Origin of the sequence: Marinobacterium sp. xm-d-530 (assembly GCF_013283365.1) — a bacterium.
In the GTDB taxonomy this organism is placed as follows: Bacteria; Pseudomonadota; Gammaproteobacteria; order Pseudomonadales; family Balneatricaceae; genus Marinobacterium_E.
In genome coordinates, this window is sequence record NZ_WBYM01000002.1 from 342,565 (window position 1) to 359,897 (window position 17,333).

A 17,333-nucleotide genomic window follows, 5' to 3' on the forward strand; every position below is an offset into this window, starting at 1 on the left:
AGCCTATGGGCTGCTTTTTTTTGGTTTAATTTCTGATCACGCTAGGGATAGGCGATCGGCTCTTGCTCTAGGCGAACAGAGAAACGATCAAACACGCTCTGTTTAATATCATCGGCTAGCTCATCAATATCCTGACGCGACCCACCCGCATGATTCACGATCACGAGCGCCTGATCTTTATGAACACCGACTCGTTCACGATAGAGACCTTTCCATCCGCACTGATCGATCAACCAACCCGCAGCAAGCTTGACTCCAGAAGCATCTGGATAGTTAGGAATCTCTGGATAGATTTGACGTAAACCCTCAAAGCAGTCGTTTGAGACAACAGGATTCTTAAAGAAACTACCCGCATTAGGGAGCACTTCAGGATTCGGCAGTTTAGATTGGCGCACAGCGACCACTGCGTCAAAAATCGCTTGAGCGCTCAGCTCTTTAATCCCTTGCGTATCTAACCAACCCTGAAGTGCCGCATAGGAACATTTAGCTTCAAATTGTTTTGAGAGGCTGAATCGCACTGAAGTGATAATGAAACGGCCAGGGTTTCGCTTGAACAGCGAGTCACGGTAGGCGAACTGACAGTCCGCTTTCTGCATGACGTTAAAGGAGTTGGATAGCGTATCAAACACCTCTACCTGATCGATCAGATCCGCTACTTCAACACCATAGGCTCCGATATTTTGCACAGGGGATGCACCAACCGAACCTGGTATCAGTGCGAGATTCTCTAAACCATACCAGCCATTTTCAAGACAGTGAGTCACTAGGCCGTGCCAGCTCTCTCCTGCAGCCACTTTAATCAAAACCGACTCTTCTGAGTCTGATTGGATCTCAATACCTTTCGTTGCAATATGAACAACGCAACCTGGCACTTCATCTGCCAACACCAGGTTACTGCCACCGCCTATCCAAAGAGAAGGAAGATCCTGCTGAGCAATAAAATCGAGCAGTTCAGGAAGGTCATTTAAGTCAGATAACTCAGCAAAAAATTGAGCTTTAGCCGGCATCGCCAAAGTGTTGAACGCCGTTAAATCATGCCACGAGTGTATGGTGAGCATTAGGCGAGTCTCACCTCTAACTGCTTGATTAAGCCATCGGATGCCGCTTCAATCAGATCAACCACCTCATGAAAACCTGAGTCGCCCTCACCATAATAGGGATCTGGCACTTCTGCTCCGCTTTTCCCTGAAAAATCGAGAAACAGGCTCAGGTGGCCAGAGTAGTGATTCGGCGCAATGGCCTGCAAGTTATCCAGATTGGTCTCATCCATTGCAAGGATGTAGTCAAAGCGTTCAAAGTCAGCAGCAGTCGCTTGCCGTGCACGTAAAGGCGTTAGATCGTATCCACGCTCAGCCCCCACTCTGACCGAGCGAGGATCTGGCGGGTTACCCACATGCCATGCTGCGGTTCCAGCTGAATCGACTTCAACTCGATTGGCTAACCAAGGGTGATCATCCAATTTTTTACGAAAAATAGCATCGGCTGACGGTGAGCGGCAGATATTACCTAAACAGACAAACAACACTCTTATCATTGCACACGACACTCTTATTACTGCAACCGACCTACTGGCCTTCCATTATCCGTTTAAGCCTTTCAAGGTCTTCAGGGGTATCAACACCCGCTGGAGGAGCTTCGACGGCATTGGCTACATGAATCGAAACACCATTGAATAGAGCACGCAATTGCTCAAGGGATTCAGTCTTTTCAATAGGTGCAGGTGACCATTGAACATATGCATTAAGAAAGCCTACACGGTAGGCGTAGATACCAATATGACGGCGCCAAGCAAATAGAGAAGGCAGAGTCTCAGGCAGCTCATCATTGGTCATCATATCTCGCGGCCAAGCGATCGGAGCTCGCGAAAAATAGAGCGCCATGCCGCGAATATCCGTCACAACCTTGACCACATTTGGATTCAAAAGATCGGTTTTCGTCTCGATAGGCTCGGCTAATGTTGAGATGCCTGCATCTTGATGTGCCGCAAGGTTATCGGCGACTTGATCGATCAGCTTTGCTGGAATTAGAGGCTCATCACCCTGAACATTGACGACAATTTCATGATCCGCCAAACCAATCTTATTAACGACCTCTTGGAGTCTATCAGTGCCTGAAGGATGATCCGCAGAGGTCATACAGACCTCTGCACCAAAACCTTTGGCTACCGCCTCAATTCTTGGGTCATCGGTTGCGACAATGACACGACTAGCACCACTCTCAAGTGACCGTTCATAGACGTGTTGCACCATCGTTTTACCGGCCAGCTCAACCAAAGGTTTACCTGGGAAACGGGTAGATGCATAGCGCGCCGGAATAACAACAGTGAAACTCATCAAGCTTACTCCGGAAGGCGCTCTTCACTGGTTAAAGTGCGAGCTTCGCTCTCAAGCATCACAGGAATACCATCACGGATAGGATAGGCTAAACCACTGGTGCGACAGACTAGCTCATTACTCTCCTTATCCCACTCCAATGGGGCTTTGCTGACAGGGCAAACAAGGATATCGAGTAGTTTAGGATCCATTTTATTCTCCGTTAGGGTTAACAACACGTTTCAGTAATCGGGCCAAATGCTCCGCCTCTTTGGGTGCAAATTCCGCCTCTACTGAAAGCGCCCAACAATTATCTGGGGCGATAGAGTGACATTTTACTGCATCTTTATCGGTCATCACCAATGGCAATGAGCGGTATTGATCGAGCAGCTCTTTAATAATCGGTGCGTGATCCTTTAATGGGATGGTTTTCAGCTCTAAACCCAGCCCCATTAGGGTATCAAAAAACCGTGAAGGGTTACCGATACCGGCCAATGCATAGACTGTTTTGCTACCTAGCTCATCGAGCTGAAGCGCTTTTTGTTCACCCGATGCTAGGTGTCTAAACGCAGTAGGACGTAGACGATAGGAGAGCGCACCCGGATAGCTAAAGGAGCCCTCACCATTCAACACAACCAGATCAACTTCATTTAAGCGCGACAGCTCTTCTCTTAAAGGTCCTTCCGGCATCAACTGTTGGTTACCTAACCCTCGCACAGAGTCGATCACCGCAATTTCGAACTGACGCCCCATTTGATAATGCTGCAGACCATCATCACTGAAGATGATATCGACCGGGTGTTGGTCAATTAGATGCTGGCAGGCAGAGACTCGATTCGGATCAACAACGACTGGCACTCCTGTCTTTTCAAAGATCATCTGCGGTTCATCCCCAACCACCTCTGGCGAGGTCTGGTTAGAAACCTGCATAGGATAACTTGTTGCCTGACCACCGTATCCACGACTGACCACACCAGGGTTGAACCCCAAGGATTTAGCCAGGGTCACCAAATAGATTAAGAGGGGTGTTTTACCCGTACCACCGACACTGATATTACCGACCACGACAACCGGCACATCCATTGTGACCGCCTGTTCGGTCAGACGAGCACGGCGGCGTCTAGAGATGAAACCATATAGCAGTGATAAGGGACGCAGTAGAACTAGCCAGCCTGCTTTCTGATACCAAGCTTTCTCAATCAACTTAGTCGATCTCTCTGGTCGTAAGACTCAATTGAGAAAACCCCAAGTTTGCTGCTACATCCATGGTGGTAATGACCGCTTGGTGAGGAGTCGATGCATCGGCGGAAATCTTTAGAGGGGTTGTAAGATCACCACCACTCTCTTTTAAAAGTGCTGCCCTGAGGGTTTTAGACTGCGCATTGACCAATGCTTTATCGTTGATTGCGAAGCTACCATCAGCCTTGATAATAATTTCAAGCATATCGACCTGAGCCACCTGGTCTGTCGTTGCTTGAGGGAGATCCACTTTAAGCTGGGTCTCTTTAGTAAAGGTGGTCGACACCATAAAAAAGATCAGTAGCAGGAAGACCACATCAATCAATGGAGTTAGGTTGATGGATATCTCTTCCGATTGAGGTCTTGGAAAATTCACAGAGCGCCCTATTTCAGATCCACTTTGCGATCACCATGGATAATATCGACCAACTTGACCGACTCCTGCTCCATTGCCAACACCAGCGTCGATACACGACGTTGCAAGAAGCGGTGCGCTACCAACGCAGGGATGGCAACCGTCAAACCGGCTGCTGTTGTGATCAGGGCTTCAGAGATACCCCCGGCCAAAAGGTTGGCGTTACCCGTGCCGGAAATCATGATCTGGGAGAAGACTTTAATCATGCCGATCACAGTCCCTAACAGACCCAACAGAGGGGTAATGACTGCGACAGTCCCCAGAGCGTTCAAAAATCTCTCCATCTGATGGATGGCGTCACTGGCGGCATCGGTAATGGACTCTTTCATTACATCGCGACCTGAGCCTGCGTTACTCAATCCGGCGACAATCAGTGATCCTAATGCACTCGCCTCTCTTATCTCTTTAAGACGCTCGTTAGTCAGCTGCCCACCTTTATAGAGCCCCCAGACATCGGCTAGAAGACCCGGTGGCAAAATCCTATCAGCCCTCAGGGCCATTAAACGCTCAACCGTGATAGCAAGTGCAAGAATTGAACAGGCTAAAATCGGCAGCATCAACCAACCACCGGCGGAAATTAACTCTAACAACGAAAAACCTCAAAAAGACAGATTAACCAGCCAAGACGGCCGATAAAAAACCCATAGTATCGCAGCATTAATGAGTTCGCCAATAACGGGGATATAAGTTTGCAAAAGAGTCACTTAGACACTGATCTTGGGTCGCAGTTAACACTATTTCACCCTGCTCCGCTGTATCCAAAAGGGTGACACCTCGATCGGCCAAACGCTGTTTTACAGATTCATTGGGATGCCCAAAGCGATTGTGTTTACCTCGCGATGCGATCGCAGCCACCGGCAAAAGTTGATCAAGCCAGACACCTGAGGAAGAGCTATGGCTCCCGTGGTGGGATAAGACCAACCAAGTCACAGGGGTTAATCTCTTTTGATTCAACAGCTCGATTTCAGCACGACTGGACATATCTCCTGCGATCAATATTGAGCAACGACCATTTTCGACGTGCAGAACACAACTTTGATCATTATCGGATTGCTGGTTCTGTAGCGCGTAGAGCTGAAAACGGACCTCTCCTTTTTTCCAGTTTTGTGATGCACAGGCAGTGCCTCCCGTTAAAGAGGGCTGGCCAGAATAGAATCGCTTAACTAAAAACTGATCTAACGTTCTATCCAAGCCTCCACTGTGATCAACGTCTGAATGACTAACAACCAGATCTAACTCTCTATAGCCCAGTGCTCTGAGAGTTGGAAACAGAGTAGCTTGGGCTGCGATCCAACCGCTTCGACTTTTAGCCGCCAAATCATAGACCGTCACTCCCTCTCGAGTCTCAATCAAGATTGATAGACCCTGCCCCACATCCAGAAGACGAACGACATACTCACTTGCATCGGGCCGATTCTGTTTGGGTATGAGCAACGGCAGTAGAAGCAGTAGACTCATCACTTTGAGGCGTCCAGGTAGAAACAGCAACACCAGAGCGGCCAAGCCCACAAAGAGCCCAAACATCGCGGGAGTTTGCCACTGAGCATGCAGACCGATCACTGAGTGAAAATAGAGTCCATGCCAAAACCCTGAAGCCCAAATTTCATAGAACGCTAAGATCGGCTCAAATACTCCAACCAGTGCTAGCGTTAGGGGTAACAGCGCAACAAAGAGTGAGACATAGGGAATCGCCCAAAGGTTGGACAGTGCACCGCCTAAATTAAACTGCCCTAATCCAAAAAGTAATATAGGCAACATTGAGAGGGTTAAAAAGAGCTGTACTGCGAAGATCTTTATCAGCCTTGAGTAGCCATTGCGCCAATTAGAGAACTGAATCAACAACCCTACCAGACTGAACGAAAGCCAAAAGCCGATCTCTAAAATCGATAGAGGCTCATAAACCAGAACCAAAAAGAGTGCGATTTTAAGCCGTTTCATGGGGTCTATTCGCCGTGCGAACAACTGTGGTAGCAACAAGCAGATCGCCATGATCCAAGCTCTCTGAAGCGGCACACCAAAGCCTCCGAACCAGAGATAAAAAGAGGCTAAACTGATCGCACATAAAACGGGAAGGGTTTGTATTATCGAGGTAGGCCTAACACCCAGGTACTGGATCGACACCACAACCAACCTACCCAATAGAAGGCCGGCTAGACACATCACCCCTAGATGTAATCCGCTAACAACCGCTAAATGGACGGTTCCACTGACCCTAAGAAGCTCCCACTGACTGTCATCTAGATCCCCCCTGTAACCCAAAACAAGGGCGGACATCAGAGCGGATGCCGACTGGCTCATATTATGATTCAGCCAATCATGTACCCGTTGCCGAATGGAACTGTGCTGCTCATGTTTTATCAGCTGTTTGACATACCCTGACCCACCAATCCCCTGCGCAAACTCTTTTCTGCGTCGATCCGGACTAAACTCATTTTGGTAGGCATTCAGTGGACCCACCTTGGCCAGCACTTTAATGCGATCGCCAGCCGCTATTCTCACCTCAGAGTCGTATAGCCCCAGTCGCACACGCTCGATTCCCATCAACTGAACAGGCGCACTCTCTATATCCAACATCAGTGATTGAAAGCCCTCAGGAGCCTGAGGCTGCAAGTTGATGACCTGTCCTTCAATCTCAAACTCATCTGGCACAACGCTTATTGGTAAGGTTTTAGAGAGCCCATCAACTGCGTGCCACTGGGCCACCATAAAACCGAATAGAGCAAACAGCAGATGAGATCTAAGTGTAGGAGAGCTCCACCAAAGGCCAAGCGTTCCTAGGGTTAAGATAATAAGAAAATAGGATCCCCAACTGACAGATGGGAGGTAGGCGTGCCCAAGCACTGCTAAAAGAAAACTGATCATCCTTGATCCAAGCCAAATTATTTATTCAATCTAGCAGAAGTTTCAGTAATAGCAGGTTGGTTTATTAATAATCGAAGGGCATAATCTGACTTCCAAATAATTTGATAGGTCGTTCAGGGATGCCACGTAAGCTTTTAAAGCGTTACATGCCGAAACAGGATGCTTTAAAAAGTCATAAGCATCTTAAATGGCTTGGTGAACATCTTCACAACCCAGACCTATTCCATTTGACTCGAAAGTCCGCCGCCAAAGCGTTTTTGGTGGGTATTTTCTGTGCTTTTCTTCCCATTCCTGGTCAGATGCTTGTGGCCGCTTTTTTGGCACTCTGGATTGGCTCAAACCTACCCATTTCGATCGGGCTAGTTTGGTTAACCAACCCTATCACCATGCCACCTATTTTTTATACGACCTATAAAATTGGGGCGTGGATTTTAGGAACGCCGCCGGTCAAAATCAGCTGGGAGTTACACACCATCCATTCAGAGCTGGCAACGATCTGGTGGCCCCTACTGACGGGCTCTCTTATCTGTGGAGTGCTATTTTCTGGGATCAGTTATCTAACCATCAACCGCTTGTGGGTTTGGCAAGTGCGACGCCGTTGGCAGAAACGTTTACTAAAGGCTCGTGCTAGCAAAGACTAGTTCACCTCAACTAAACGCCCCTCTTTCAACTCAAGAACACGATCCATCCGTTTTGCCAACGCATGATCATGAGTGACGACAATCTGTGCCACGCCCTGCTCCTGATTGAGTTTCAGTAGATACTGCTCAACATCTTCGGCGGTATGAGGATCAAGATTACCGGTCGGTTCATCCATCAAAACACAGGCGGGCGTGTTTGCCAGAGCACGGGCAATCGCAACACGTTGACGCTCTCCCCCACTCAACTTAGCGGGTTTATGTTGTGCACGTGATGAGAGACCTACCTGATCAAGAAGATAAGCAGCACGCTGCTGAGCGGCGTCAACAGACGCACCGCCCAGGAGTTGAGGTATGGCGATATTCTCTAACGCAGAGAACTCAGGCAGCAGGTGGTGAAACTGAAACACAAAACCGAGTTGCGAGTTCCGCAGTTCAGCGCGGCGATTCTCGGAAAGCAGACTGATCGATTCACCTGCGATAACCACCTCACCAGCGGTAGGTGTATCCAGCCCTGCCAATAGGTTGAGTAGCGTACTCTTACCACTACCTGAGGAGCCGATGATGGCCACACGCTCTCCGGCAGCCACAGATAGATTCAGATCATTAATGATGATCAACTGACGCTCAGCTTCATCAAAAGAGCGGCATAGTTGGTTTGCAACCAAGACATTACTCATAACGAAGCGCCTCCGCAGGTTCGACCTTAGCCGCTCGCCAAGCAGGATAGAGCGTAGCTAGGAAGCTCATCGTGAGAGTCACGCCAATCACCAGCGACACATCTCCTAATTGAAGCTCAGAGGGTAGATAACTGATGAAGTAGACCTCCGAAGAGAGGAATTGAATGCCTAACACCGACTCTATCCAAGCCACCAGATCAGAGACCGTCAGCGCTAACGTAATGCCTAAAATAGCCCCAAGCAGAGTCCCTAGTAGTCCTATAAGGGAACCTTGAATCATAAAGATCCTCAATATCACCCCTGGCTTCGCGCCTAGAGTGCGCAATATTGCGATGTCGGAGCGCTTATCGGTGACGACCATGACCAGCGTTGAGACGATGTTAAAGCCAGCAACAAAGACGATCAGGAACAGCAGCAGTCCGATCATTCGTTTCTCTAACTGAATTGCTTGAAATAGATTGCCATGGGTTCGAGTCCAGTCAGAGGTAAAGACAGGATGATTCAACTCTCTAGCCAGTTCATAGACTCGTGTAGGCGCACTGAACAGGTCATTGAATTTAATCCTAAGCCCTTCAACGGCGTCACCCTTAATTCGTTTCAAACGGGCTGCATCCTGTAGATGAACATAGGCTAAATTGGCATCCAACTCAGCACCGACTGAGAAAATACCGGACACAGTAAAACGCTTTAGGCGGGGAATCACACCGGCCACACTCACGGACGCTTCAGGCAACACCAGGTTGACCTTATCCCCCATCGATACGCCCAAAAACTTAGCCAGAAGCTCACCTAAGACAATCTGATACTCTCCTGCATGCAGGGAGTTTAGATCACCTAAGGTCATCTGACCGGCGGCTATCGAAACACTCTCTTCCAGCTTTGGATCAATACCTGATACCAATACAGGCTGAACACGACCGGAAGCGGTCAGCATCCCTTGAGCCTGAACAAAGGGTGCCACCCCTTCGACGTCAGGCGCAGTCAGAAGCGTTTCACGTAGTGGTTGCCAATTATCTAACGGAGCGTTGTATCCATTGATGGTAGCCTGTGGAACCATACCAAGTATCCGCTCTTTCAGCTCACGATCAAAACCGTTCATGACACTCAGTACTAGAATCAATGCAGCCACACCGAGCATCAGTCCGAGCGTCGAAACTAAGCTGATAAAGGATATGAAGTGGTTTGAGCGGTTTGCTCGGGTGTAGCGCCAGCCAACAAAAAGAGAAAAGGGATTGAACATCGACTGGCGATTTCCTAGATAATGAATTGAAGCATAAGTTAACAATTCTGACCGCTTGAGTGAACCTAATTCAGGGAGTATTTCGCGATTAACATTTAAAATCGCCGATGAAACCTCTATTCTCAGCACAGCGTATCTTTGGGGTTCTGAAAAACATGCTCGACAATAAAAAACTTCACCACATTGGAATAGCCGTTGGCTTGATTGGCTTGGGCTGCTGGTATCTAGTTGCAGAGCGACTCTCATTATTCAGCCTGATTACGGAACAGTTCCCAGAATCTCACAAAGGCGCAGGTTTAATGGTCGCAATTATGGTAGTGATGACACCTGGCTTCTTCATATGGAAACACTACAACCGTTGGTTAGAGAAGGTACTAGCCATCAAGGGGAGGTACTATGAAGATAGCTACTATCAGAATGACTCAGAAACCAAACAGAAGTAATTAACCAAGCGAATTAGCTTCTCGCTATACTCTCCTTGGTAGGCTTAAACACTGACTCTGTAATAAATTTTCTCATTAAATGAGCGGCTGAAATCGGCACATAGCAGTCGTTTACAGCTGCGAATTAAATCAGAATCTAGCCAATTAAAACATTGGCAAGCCCCGAATCGCCTTAGATGCTTGAAAGTTGATCAAGTAACACCTTATATGATTCGTTTTCAGTTTTCTGAGTAGCAGTATCTTTCTGCATTACTTCTATAAATTTTAAATACGATTCATAGGTTTCAAATCTTTCGAAAAATGTCTGTATCAGTTCAAAGCAGTCATTTTCAATTTCATAAATATCGGAGAGCCATTTGAATAGTTTCGCCAGTTTCTGATCTTCTATCTCTTTGTACCGCCTGAAAATATTTTCATCTAGTCCTCGTTCCATCACGGCTTCCAGATAATCTTTTCTCAGGAGGCTATAATCATAAAACCTGATAGGCATTTCGTCGATCAACCCTCTATAAAGCCTGTCGGTCAGAAGATATTCAAAGGTTTTCCTTTTAGGATTAACCAGATACTCAACATGTGATGCTCCATAATTCTCGTATCGATCAAATACATAGCTGATCTCATCAGCAGCCGAATTGAACGCTACAGGCTTACACCACTGATCATCAGTAGAAAGATTTTCCCAGTCGGCAAAACTTATCAGCATTGATTTACCTTCTGTAATAGTAGAATTGATCTCCGACATTCTTTTCCCTCTGAGGAATACATCCGCATAGTAAAATAAAGATATTAAAGGTTTTTTCTAGTAACTGTATTATTTGCTGCGCACTTATATACGAAGTACGTCAGGTGCAACCCATTTGAATTGTCAGTGGCAGCTTTGGGTCGTGTTTGACCGCTAAGCGGGGCTACGTCTAACGGCACAAAGCTGCCGTCTCTGCTAATACCTCGAAGGGGCTCGCTTCAAGCCAAAACCTATAAATATTTCACCTGCCAGACGCTCAAGGCGGGATATTATCCTCGGACTGTTCATCCATTTGCTTAGTCTGCCAGGTGCCAAAAGAGGACATAAATAATCATATGCTTTATAGGTATATAGTAAACGGCAAATCAAACCGTCTTAGAATTGAAATGTTAGATGTACATGTGCTCACAGTCTCTCCAAAAGAACAAGAGTGCACATTATTAAAGGGTTAGTTTACTCTATCGCAATATATATACATTGGAGCAAACCTTGAAAAACTGGTTGTTTTTATCCGCTGCAATTATTTGTGAAGTAATTGCAACATCTAGTCTGAAGTCGAGTGAAGGTTTTACTAAAATCGCCCCATCTATGCTTGTTATTATTGGTTATGGCGCAGCTTTCTATTTACTTTCACTTACTCTGAAATCAATCCCTGTTGGTATTGCATATGCAATTTGGTCAGGGCTTGGCATAGTTTTAGTTACTCTAGTCGCATGGTTTATGCACGGTCAAAAACTTGACCTTTGGGGATATGTTGGGATGGGGTTAATCGTTAGTGGCGTTGTTGTTCTCAACTTGCTTTCAAAAACTAGCGCACATTAATCCAGTGCATCTAATAAGTTACTCAAGTGTACTGCGTCTGCTATACCTGGCTAAGAGGGGCAGTTATAGCTACTTTTCAGGCCACCTAGCAAGGCGTTAATGTCAGCTTTGGGTCGTGAGCCGACGTCAGACATGAACCGAAACCAGCCAAAAAAGCATTACCACTTACGGAACACGAAGCTCCAGCTTTCCGTCGCTTTGAACAAGGTCCAGGTGTTTCAGAAAACTCATTCCTAGCAGAACCATCTGACTGTCTAGCTCAGGTACAATCATTGCCGGTACGTTACCCATGGAGAGCCCACCCAAGCTAACCTCCTCTAACTGAGTTAAATCAACGGGTACTCGTCCATTAGCGGTTATCGCAAAGCTTTTGCCCTGACGGGGTAACGAGAGCTCATTGGCCAGGGCATCAGAAAGTGACACATAGGTTGCACCGGTATCAACCACAAAAGAGACGGGGTAACCATTGATGGTGCCTGGTGCTCGATACTGCCCTTTTCGATCGGCAATAAGGCGAACTTGATCGGTGCCGTTCGCCAAAGATAGTTGTGAGTTGGGATAGTCGCGCTGCTCAAGATAGGCGTTAAAGCCATAGGTAAGCATCACTAGAATAAGAATCCAGGTCATATGCGCAGAAAAACGGGCCATTTTTAGCTGTGTACTCGGAACCTTATTCACACAAAACCTCTCTAGAAAAGCGCTCTCTGTTTATCTATCAGATCATTAAAGCTGGCACCAAGAAAGGGTAATACTGTATCAGCGACCGGCTCTAACTGTTTAGAGACATAGTGTTGATAATCAATGATTGAACTACGACAGATGACCGGTTCTGGACCGTTAATCGTCATGACGTACTCGATAGGGTCGCCTCGCCCTAGACGCAGGTTTAACCCCTGCTTCTCTAGGTATGATTGCATTTTTTTAGCCGCTTTCACATGCGGTGGATTACTGGCCTGATAGGCATCCAGAGGTCGTCTTAGTCGTCGACGATAGGTCAATAGATGATCCGAGTTACCGCTGAGCAGTTGCTCAGTGGTCTCAACGACTAGATCGCGCCAAGACTCGTCATTGAATATTCTGGACAACAACTCTGTCTGGAACCTTTTCGCCAAGGGTGTCCAATCTGACCGAACCGTCTCCAACCCTTTAAAGACCAATTGATCTTCACTACCCGATCTCTTTAGACCCGCATAGCGCTTCTTAGTGCCCTTTTCAGAGTGACGCATGGTTGGCATCAAAAAGCGTTTGAAATGACTCTCGTATTGCAGTTCAAGTGCACTCTCTACACCGTATTGCTGTTTAAGGTGATCTCGTAACCATTGGTTGGCTTGATCTGCCAATTCAGCACCGTACTGCGCCATATCACTCTGTTGGCAATCATCGCCCAACCAGACAAAGACTGAATCGGTATCACCATAAATCACCTGATGACCCTGTTCAGATTCAAACCATTGTGCGGTTTTTTGCAGGAGCTCATGGCCCCTCAATGTAATTGCTCCCGATAGGTTCTGATCATAGAAGCGACAGACATTGGACCCTAATACCCCGTAGCAGGCATTCATCTGTATTTTGATCGCTTGTGACAACGCAGAGTTACCTTGCGCCTTAGCTCGATCTCGGGCTAACCAAAGCTCTTTGATGATCGCGGGAAGAATCGCCACATCAGAATTGAACTGCGCACCAAAAAAGCCCGGTACTAATGACGCCTCTGAGGCCTCACCCGCCAGAGCGAGTGCTAAAGGGTCCACTGAGAAGGTACGAATGATACTGGGATAGAGGCTCTTAAAATCGAACACTAACACATCACGATAGAGACCGGGTTTAGACTCCATGACAAACCCACCAGGCACAGAGAGGTCACTGCGACCAGAGGCATAAGGAGGTGCAACATAGCCTGCGCGATGCAGCTTAGGCAGATAGAGATTATCGAATGCCGCTTGGGAACCACCCACTTTGTCCAAGGCCAAACCTGTAAGACGAGTGCGTTCGATCAAATACTCAAGCAACTCAGCTTTTTTGAAGATCTCTAACACCAATCGACAATCTTCAATGTTATAGGTTGCTAATGCTTGTTTATCCTCTCTAAAGAGCTGCTGAATCTTCTCGCCACGATCATAGGGGTTATCAATCGCTTTACCACGCCCCAAGAGTGACTGAGCGACACTCTCCAGGCTGAAACTATCAAATTGCCAGGTGGCCCCTTTTAAAGTCTCAATGCCGTCGATGGCAACACGACCAGCAATACGACTGAACCAACGACCATTTTGACCAACATCGACCTGCATTTCACTGCTATCGCGTCCAAGCTTGAGCCCTACACGATTGGCCTTAGCTCGCCGAGCGAGCACGCGCAAATCAAAGCCAATCAAATTCCAGCCGACGATCAAATCAGGATCCCACTCTGCCACTATCTCGACAAAACGCTGAAGCAGAGCTCGCTCATCCGAGCAGCCTTCACACCAGGTCAGATCGGGCGCCTCACCATTAAACAGCACGAGACTCTGATCGCCCTGCTGCAAGCCAATCGAGAGCAACTGATTAGCATTTAACGTGGTTTCAATATCTAATGAGAGAAGCTTTAAATCAGGTGTAAAGTCACAGGGGCGCAACTCTAGCCCTTTAACACTTTCTACCTGAACAGCCCCGGTGCGAATAAACCGTTCCATCAAATAGCGATCAACCGGCCTGATATCCTCTTCCATGAGAGCAATCTGCACCGCCTCGAGTCGCTTTAACACTTCCCAGTAAACTTTTAGGCTTTGGCAGTAGAGACCCATGACAGGTTTTAAGGAGAGGGATTTCAGTTCTAAATGACGCAGCGTCCAACCCGATATATCTTTCAGACAGGACTCAATAGCAGCTTGATCAGTGGCAAACACAAAACAGACCGCCTCTGCATTCGAGACAGTAACCGCATGAGCACCCTCCACCCCAGTCAACCAGAAGGTGTATTCAATGCCCTGCGGGCCATCGCGCTGGGTTCGGGTGAGAGGGAAGCCAGTGGTTGGCATAACCGCGCTAGACACCGAAAGGGGTGACTACCTCCAGTTCAGGGAAGTGAGTCAATAGGTCAGTTAAAGACTCTTTCTGGAAAAGAAGCTTCAAGTTAGGGCCTGCATCCATGGTGAAATAGACCTCCAACCCCTGCTCACGAAGGTGCCATACCTTGTGCATCGCCTCTAACGACTCTGGCTGCCAATAGACTAGCGGAGGCCAGCTCGAAGCAAAGGTGGCATGCATCGACATGGCGTTATGCTCCGCAGTAGAACCCAACAGGGTAAAGTCCTTATCTGAGATCGCCTGATGCAGTTTCGACAGATCGGCATTCGCTTGTGCAGGCCAACTGTTATAAAGGTGAGAGGTCTCTTTGGTGCGCTGCATCCCAGATCGGCTATCAACGGACTTCTCGCCGATATCCACTTTGACCAGACCGATTCGAAGATCATCCCAGGTCGCATCAATTGGATGAGCATGACTGTCCAAACCATCTTCGCGATGCCCCATATGCCACTCTACAAATCCATTAAAGATGGATCGACAGGCACTGCCACTTCCCATACGAGCAATCATTGATAGCGCTTCATTGGAAAGCTGCAGTGATAGTGCATCGTTCAGCGCCAACGTCAGTGCAGCAAAGCCGGAGGCTGAGGAAGCAAGACCTGCTGCAGTAGGAATGTTATTTCGAGTCTCCACTCTGAAAGCGAGGGACTTGCTACCACGAAAGAGATCGATGAACTGACTAACGCGACCTGCAAACTGTGAATCCTGGTGCATCTGTTGGCCGTTTAACCAAACCTCATCAATCGGCTGATCAATTGGCGTCACTCGAGTTCTAGAACCCAAATCATTCAATGAGACAGAGAGGGATGGGTTGATCGGCAAATTAAGCTCAGCATCACGCTTGCCCCAGTACTTACACAGAGCGATGTTACTCGGAGCAAAGTGTTCCGATGATGCAGAAACAGCCCCCAACTCGGGTAGCACTTTAGTCAGCACTTCTTGCTTAGTAATCACATTGACTCCTGTTTCAGACCTTCACTGTGTATCGAGACGGGCAGATGTTGATAAGGGATCTCTGAAGGATTGGTCAAACCTAACGAGATAACAGAGTCACCCAAACCAGACCCTGAAATCTTAGCACCCAGAACACCAGACTGCTGACGCATTCTAAATTGCAGGTCTGCCAAATTAGTATCACACACGCCTAGCGCATCAATTAGGCCTGAGTATTGATCCATCAATTGCCCTACTCGGATCCACTCTTGTGACTCTATCGCCTCTTCTGCTGCGCGAGTCACCTGCCCCATCAATTGATAGATCGAGGCGTATATAGCGGGATCGGCCTCAGCTCGCTGATTAACCAAGGCAATCACATCAGGCGTTTTCATCTTGTAACCGACATAAAAGAGATCAATGTCAGGAGTGCCTTTCAGTGGACGAACCTTGGCACCGTTCATTTCATAGGCGATCAAACCACCCCATATTGAAGCGGCCAAATCAGTGCCGGAACCACGACCAAATTGAACCCTGTGAACAGCCTCTAGAGCCAGCTTGAATACCTGATCATTGGTAACCGGCTCACCACAGAAGTTTAACAGACAAGCAAGGGTTGAAGCCGTGACTGCGGCAGATGAACCCAAACCAACTTGGTCAGAAAACTGGCTGGAGACTTTTAAATCAAACCCCTGTTTTAACTTCGACTGACACAGCTGAATTGCAGCGACCATAAAGCTAAACGTTGAATCGTCTGTTAACTCACTCAAAGCGCTCTGATAACGACCCAGTTCCGACTCGATAGTGACGACCTCATCCACTCGCGGGATCAAAGAGACAGACAGCCTGTTACCAACGGCCAGTGCAATAGCAGGTTGGCCATGCAAGATGGCATGCTCGCCCATTAACATCAGGTTACCGGGTGCCGAATAACAGATCATACATCGTCTCCGAGAGTGACACCCAAACCATCCGACTCAACTCGCCCCCAGCGCATCAAAGCCGGTAACTTCAAAGCATCCGGTGTTTGATTGGGCAGATACGCCAGCACAAGCCCACCGGTATCACCCGACACCGCACCAGCACCTGCGATTTTAGCCGCACCGCCTAACCTCTCGATCTGCTCAATCAATGCGGTGACTCGGGCGGGCACCACCCCGATACGGTTTAATAGGCGGTGGTTATCTTGAATCGCAGAGAAGAGCTGATCGAGATCGGTTTGAGCCGTTTCGATGCGGTTCGTCACCGCAGCAAACTCGCTCCATATATCCGACTGCTCAAACTGGGCGCGGACACGCTCGACACAGACACCGGTACTTGTAGCGGGAGTTCCAGTGAATATCCAATACCAATCCTGATTAAATATTTCCGGTAATTCCCCTAATCGACTCGCTTGATCTTGCTCGACTTTGACCAAACCACCCATAGTAACTGTAGCCGCATCAATCAAACTGCCACGACCGTGTTGTAACCGTTCACAGTGTCGCACTTGCTCAATCAAGGTTGGCAAATCTTCGTGTTTGGAGAAGAGTTTCAAAAGCGCCGCAAGCAGAGCGGCAGATGAGCCCATGCCCGCACCAACAGGAATATCCGATTGAATATCAAATTTGCCGCGTGGAATGCGTTCAAGGTTACCTAGTATGCGAGCCACATCAACGGTGTAGAAAATCAACTCTGCCGGTCGAGAGAAGATCTCGCTGATGGAGCGCTCACCTCGAAGGTAGCCATCAAACGCTGCGTCCAATTTGTGACGAAGAGTGGACAACTTCTCCAGCGCCATCTCATGTGCTCTGTCTGGAGCAAACCAGCTAAGACGCGGCAGTAGATCGGGAGTGAAGTTAACGGTTAAACGCTGTTTTACCGAGAATGCGAGAGCTGGGGCACCGTACACAACAGAGTGCTCACCACTTAAAATGATCTTTCCGGGAGCACTCGCAACCGACATGA

At 47.9% G+C, this 17,333-nt stretch carries 19 protein-coding genes; 3 read left to right on the forward strand and 16 right to left on the reverse strand.

Annotation, left to right across the window (positions count from 1 at the left end; translation table 11 throughout):
* Positions 1-41: 41 nt before the first annotated feature.
* From murB to XMD530_RS04975, 8 genes are all read right to left on the reverse strand, one after another.
* Positions 42-1,058 carry a UDP-N-acetylmuramate dehydrogenase gene (murB, locus tag XMD530_RS04940; RefSeq protein ID WP_173506834.1) on the reverse strand — a complete coding sequence of 339 codons (1,017 nt, stop codon included), beginning with the start codon at positions 1,056-1,058 and terminating at the stop codon, positions 42-44.
* Positions 1,058-1,534, reverse strand: coding sequence for a low molecular weight protein-tyrosine-phosphatase (locus XMD530_RS04945; RefSeq protein ID WP_173506835.1), 477 nt, complete (start codon positions 1,532-1,534; stop codon positions 1,058-1,060). The genes murB and XMD530_RS04945 overlap by 1 nt, the downstream gene beginning before the upstream one ends.
* A 31-nt stretch (positions 1,535-1,565) precedes the next feature.
* On the reverse strand, positions 1,566-2,333 hold the full coding sequence (kdsB, locus tag XMD530_RS04950) for a 3-deoxy-manno-octulosonate cytidylyltransferase (protein WP_173483214.1): 768 nt from the start codon (positions 2,331-2,333) through the stop codon (positions 1,566-1,568).
* 5 nt (positions 2,334-2,338) lie between these two features.
* On the reverse strand, positions 2,339-2,524 hold the full coding sequence (locus XMD530_RS04955) for a Trm112 family protein (RefSeq protein ID WP_173483215.1): 186 nt from the start codon (positions 2,522-2,524) through the stop codon (positions 2,339-2,341).
* A gap of 1 nt (position 2,525) precedes the next feature.
* Entirely contained in the window at positions 2,526-3,515 is a 990-nt protein-coding gene (gene lpxK, locus XMD530_RS04960) for a tetraacyldisaccharide 4'-kinase (RefSeq protein ID WP_173506836.1), read from the reverse strand.
* A gap of 1 nt (position 3,516) precedes the next feature.
* The gene (locus XMD530_RS04965; protein WP_173489099.1) at positions 3,517-3,927 is read right to left on the reverse strand and encodes a biopolymer transporter ExbD; all 411 of its coding nucleotides are present in this window, start codon (positions 3,925-3,927) and stop codon (positions 3,517-3,519) included.
* Between the two features lie 8 nt (positions 3,928-3,935).
* Positions 3,936-4,556, reverse strand: a complete 621-nt coding sequence (locus XMD530_RS04970; RefSeq protein ID WP_173489098.1) for a MotA/TolQ/ExbB proton channel family protein — start codon at positions 4,554-4,556, stop codon at positions 3,936-3,938.
* Positions 4,557-4,623: 67 nt separating this feature from the next.
* Positions 4,624-6,828 carry a DNA internalization-related competence protein ComEC/Rec2 gene (locus tag XMD530_RS04975; RefSeq protein ID WP_173506837.1) on the reverse strand — a complete coding sequence of 735 codons (2,205 nt, stop codon included), beginning with the start codon at positions 6,826-6,828 and terminating at the stop codon, positions 4,624-4,626.
* 119 nt (positions 6,829-6,947) lie between these two features.
* On the opposite strand from XMD530_RS04975, the gene XMD530_RS04980 reads away from it, so the two are divergent.
* Complete coding sequence (locus tag XMD530_RS04980; protein WP_173506838.1) at positions 6,948-7,469, forward strand: DUF2062 domain-containing protein; 522 nt, start codon at positions 6,948-6,950, stop codon at positions 7,467-7,469.
* Here XMD530_RS04980 and XMD530_RS04985 read toward each other — a convergent pair.
* Positions 7,466-8,146: an ABC transporter ATP-binding protein gene (locus tag XMD530_RS04985; protein ID WP_173483221.1), complete on the reverse strand. Its 681-nt coding sequence runs from the start codon at positions 8,144-8,146 to the stop codon at positions 7,466-7,468. The genes XMD530_RS04980 and XMD530_RS04985 overlap by 4 nt on opposite strands.
* Entirely contained in the window at positions 8,139-9,386 is a 1,248-nt protein-coding gene (locus XMD530_RS04990) for a lipoprotein-releasing ABC transporter permease subunit (protein ID WP_173506839.1), read from the reverse strand. The genes XMD530_RS04985 and XMD530_RS04990 overlap by 8 nt, the downstream gene beginning before the upstream one ends.
* Before the next feature lie 107 nt (positions 9,387-9,493).
* Here XMD530_RS04990 and XMD530_RS04995 point away from each other — a divergent pair, with 107 nt between their 5' ends.
* A complete protein-coding gene (locus tag XMD530_RS04995; protein ID WP_173483130.1) occupies positions 9,494-9,829 on the forward strand; it encodes a hypothetical protein in 336 nt (111 codons plus the stop codon).
* Between the two features lie 172 nt (positions 9,830-10,001).
* On the opposite strand, the gene XMD530_RS05000 is transcribed toward XMD530_RS04995, so the two are convergent.
* Entirely contained in the window at positions 10,002-10,571 is a 570-nt protein-coding gene (locus XMD530_RS05000) for a hypothetical protein (RefSeq protein ID WP_173482299.1), read from the reverse strand.
* Positions 10,572-11,060: 489 nt separating this feature from the next.
* On the opposite strand from XMD530_RS05000, the gene XMD530_RS05005 reads away from it, so the two are divergent.
* Complete coding sequence (locus XMD530_RS05005; protein WP_173482599.1) at positions 11,061-11,393, forward strand: Qac family quaternary ammonium compound efflux SMR transporter; 333 nt, start codon at positions 11,061-11,063, stop codon at positions 11,391-11,393.
* Positions 11,394-11,558: 165 nt separating this feature from the next.
* Here the strand turns inward: XMD530_RS05005 and XMD530_RS05010 are convergent, their stop codons facing one another.
* Genes XMD530_RS05010 through XMD530_RS05030 form a run of 5 tightly spaced genes read right to left on the reverse strand, consistent with a single transcriptional unit; the run spans position 11,559 to position 17,331 of the window.
* On the reverse strand, positions 11,559-12,071 hold the full coding sequence (locus XMD530_RS05010; protein WP_173506840.1) for a retropepsin-like aspartic protease: 513 nt from the start codon (positions 12,069-12,071) through the stop codon (positions 11,559-11,561).
* 11 nt (positions 12,072-12,082) lie between these two features.
* Entirely contained in the window at positions 12,083-14,419 is a 2,337-nt protein-coding gene (locus XMD530_RS05015) for a DNA polymerase II (protein WP_371731726.1), read from the reverse strand.
* Positions 14,412-15,407 carry a diphosphomevalonate decarboxylase gene (mvaD, locus tag XMD530_RS05020; protein WP_371731727.1) on the reverse strand — a complete coding sequence of 332 codons (996 nt, stop codon included), beginning with the start codon at positions 15,405-15,407 and terminating at the stop codon, positions 14,412-14,414. The genes XMD530_RS05015 and mvaD overlap by 8 nt, the downstream gene beginning before the upstream one ends.
* Entirely contained in the window at positions 15,404-16,327 is a 924-nt protein-coding gene (gene mvk, locus XMD530_RS05025; RefSeq protein ID WP_173506841.1) for a mevalonate kinase, read from the reverse strand. Before mvk ends, mvaD begins: the two co-directional genes overlap by 4 nt.
* Positions 16,324-17,331, reverse strand: coding sequence for a mevalonate kinase (locus XMD530_RS05030; protein ID WP_173483226.1), 1,008 nt, complete (start codon positions 17,329-17,331; stop codon positions 16,324-16,326). Before XMD530_RS05030 ends, mvk begins: the two co-directional genes overlap by 4 nt.
* Positions 17,332-17,333: the final 2 nt, after the last annotated feature.

Bases quoted from the DNA above. Each gene is read 5' to 3' on its own strand.
- XMD530_RS05030 (WP_173483226.1), bottom strand. From the start codon at position 17,331: ATGTCGGTTGCGAGTGCTCCCGGAAAGATCATTTTAAGTGGTGAGCAC.
- murB (WP_173506834.1), bottom strand. From the start codon at position 1,058: ATGCTCACCATACACTCGTGGCATGATTTAACGGCGTTCAACACTTTG.
- XMD530_RS04955 (WP_173483215.1), bottom strand. From the start codon at position 2,524: ATGGATCCTAAACTACTCGATATCCTTGTTTGCCCTGTCAGCAAAGCC.
- XMD530_RS04985 (WP_173483221.1), bottom strand. From the start codon at position 8,146: ATGAGTAATGTCTTGGTTGCAAACCAACTATGCCGCTCTTTTGATGAA.
- mvk (WP_173506841.1), bottom strand. From the start codon at position 16,327: ATGATCTGTTATTCGGCACCCGGTAACCTGATGTTAATGGGCGAGCAT.
- XMD530_RS05000 (WP_173482299.1), bottom strand. From the start codon at position 10,571: ATGTCGGAGATCAATTCTACTATTACAGAAGGTAAATCAATGCTGATA.
- XMD530_RS04995 (WP_173483130.1), top strand. From the start codon at position 9,494: ATGAAACCTCTATTCTCAGCACAGCGTATCTTTGGGGTTCTGAAAAAC.
- XMD530_RS04980 (WP_173506838.1), top strand. From the start codon at position 6,948: ATGCCACGTAAGCTTTTAAAGCGTTACATGCCGAAACAGGATGCTTTA.
- XMD530_RS04945 (WP_173506835.1), bottom strand. From the start codon at position 1,534: ATGATAAGAGTGTTGTTTGTCTGTTTAGGTAATATCTGCCGCTCACCG.
- XMD530_RS04990 (WP_173506839.1), bottom strand. From the start codon at position 9,386: ATGTTCAATCCCTTTTCTCTTTTTGTTGGCTGGCGCTACACCCGAGCA.
- XMD530_RS04975 (WP_173506837.1), bottom strand. From the start codon at position 6,828: ATGATCAGTTTTCTTTTAGCAGTGCTTGGGCACGCCTACCTCCCATCT.
- kdsB (WP_173483214.1), bottom strand. From the start codon at position 2,333: ATGAGTTTCACTGTTGTTATTCCGGCGCGCTATGCATCTACCCGTTTC.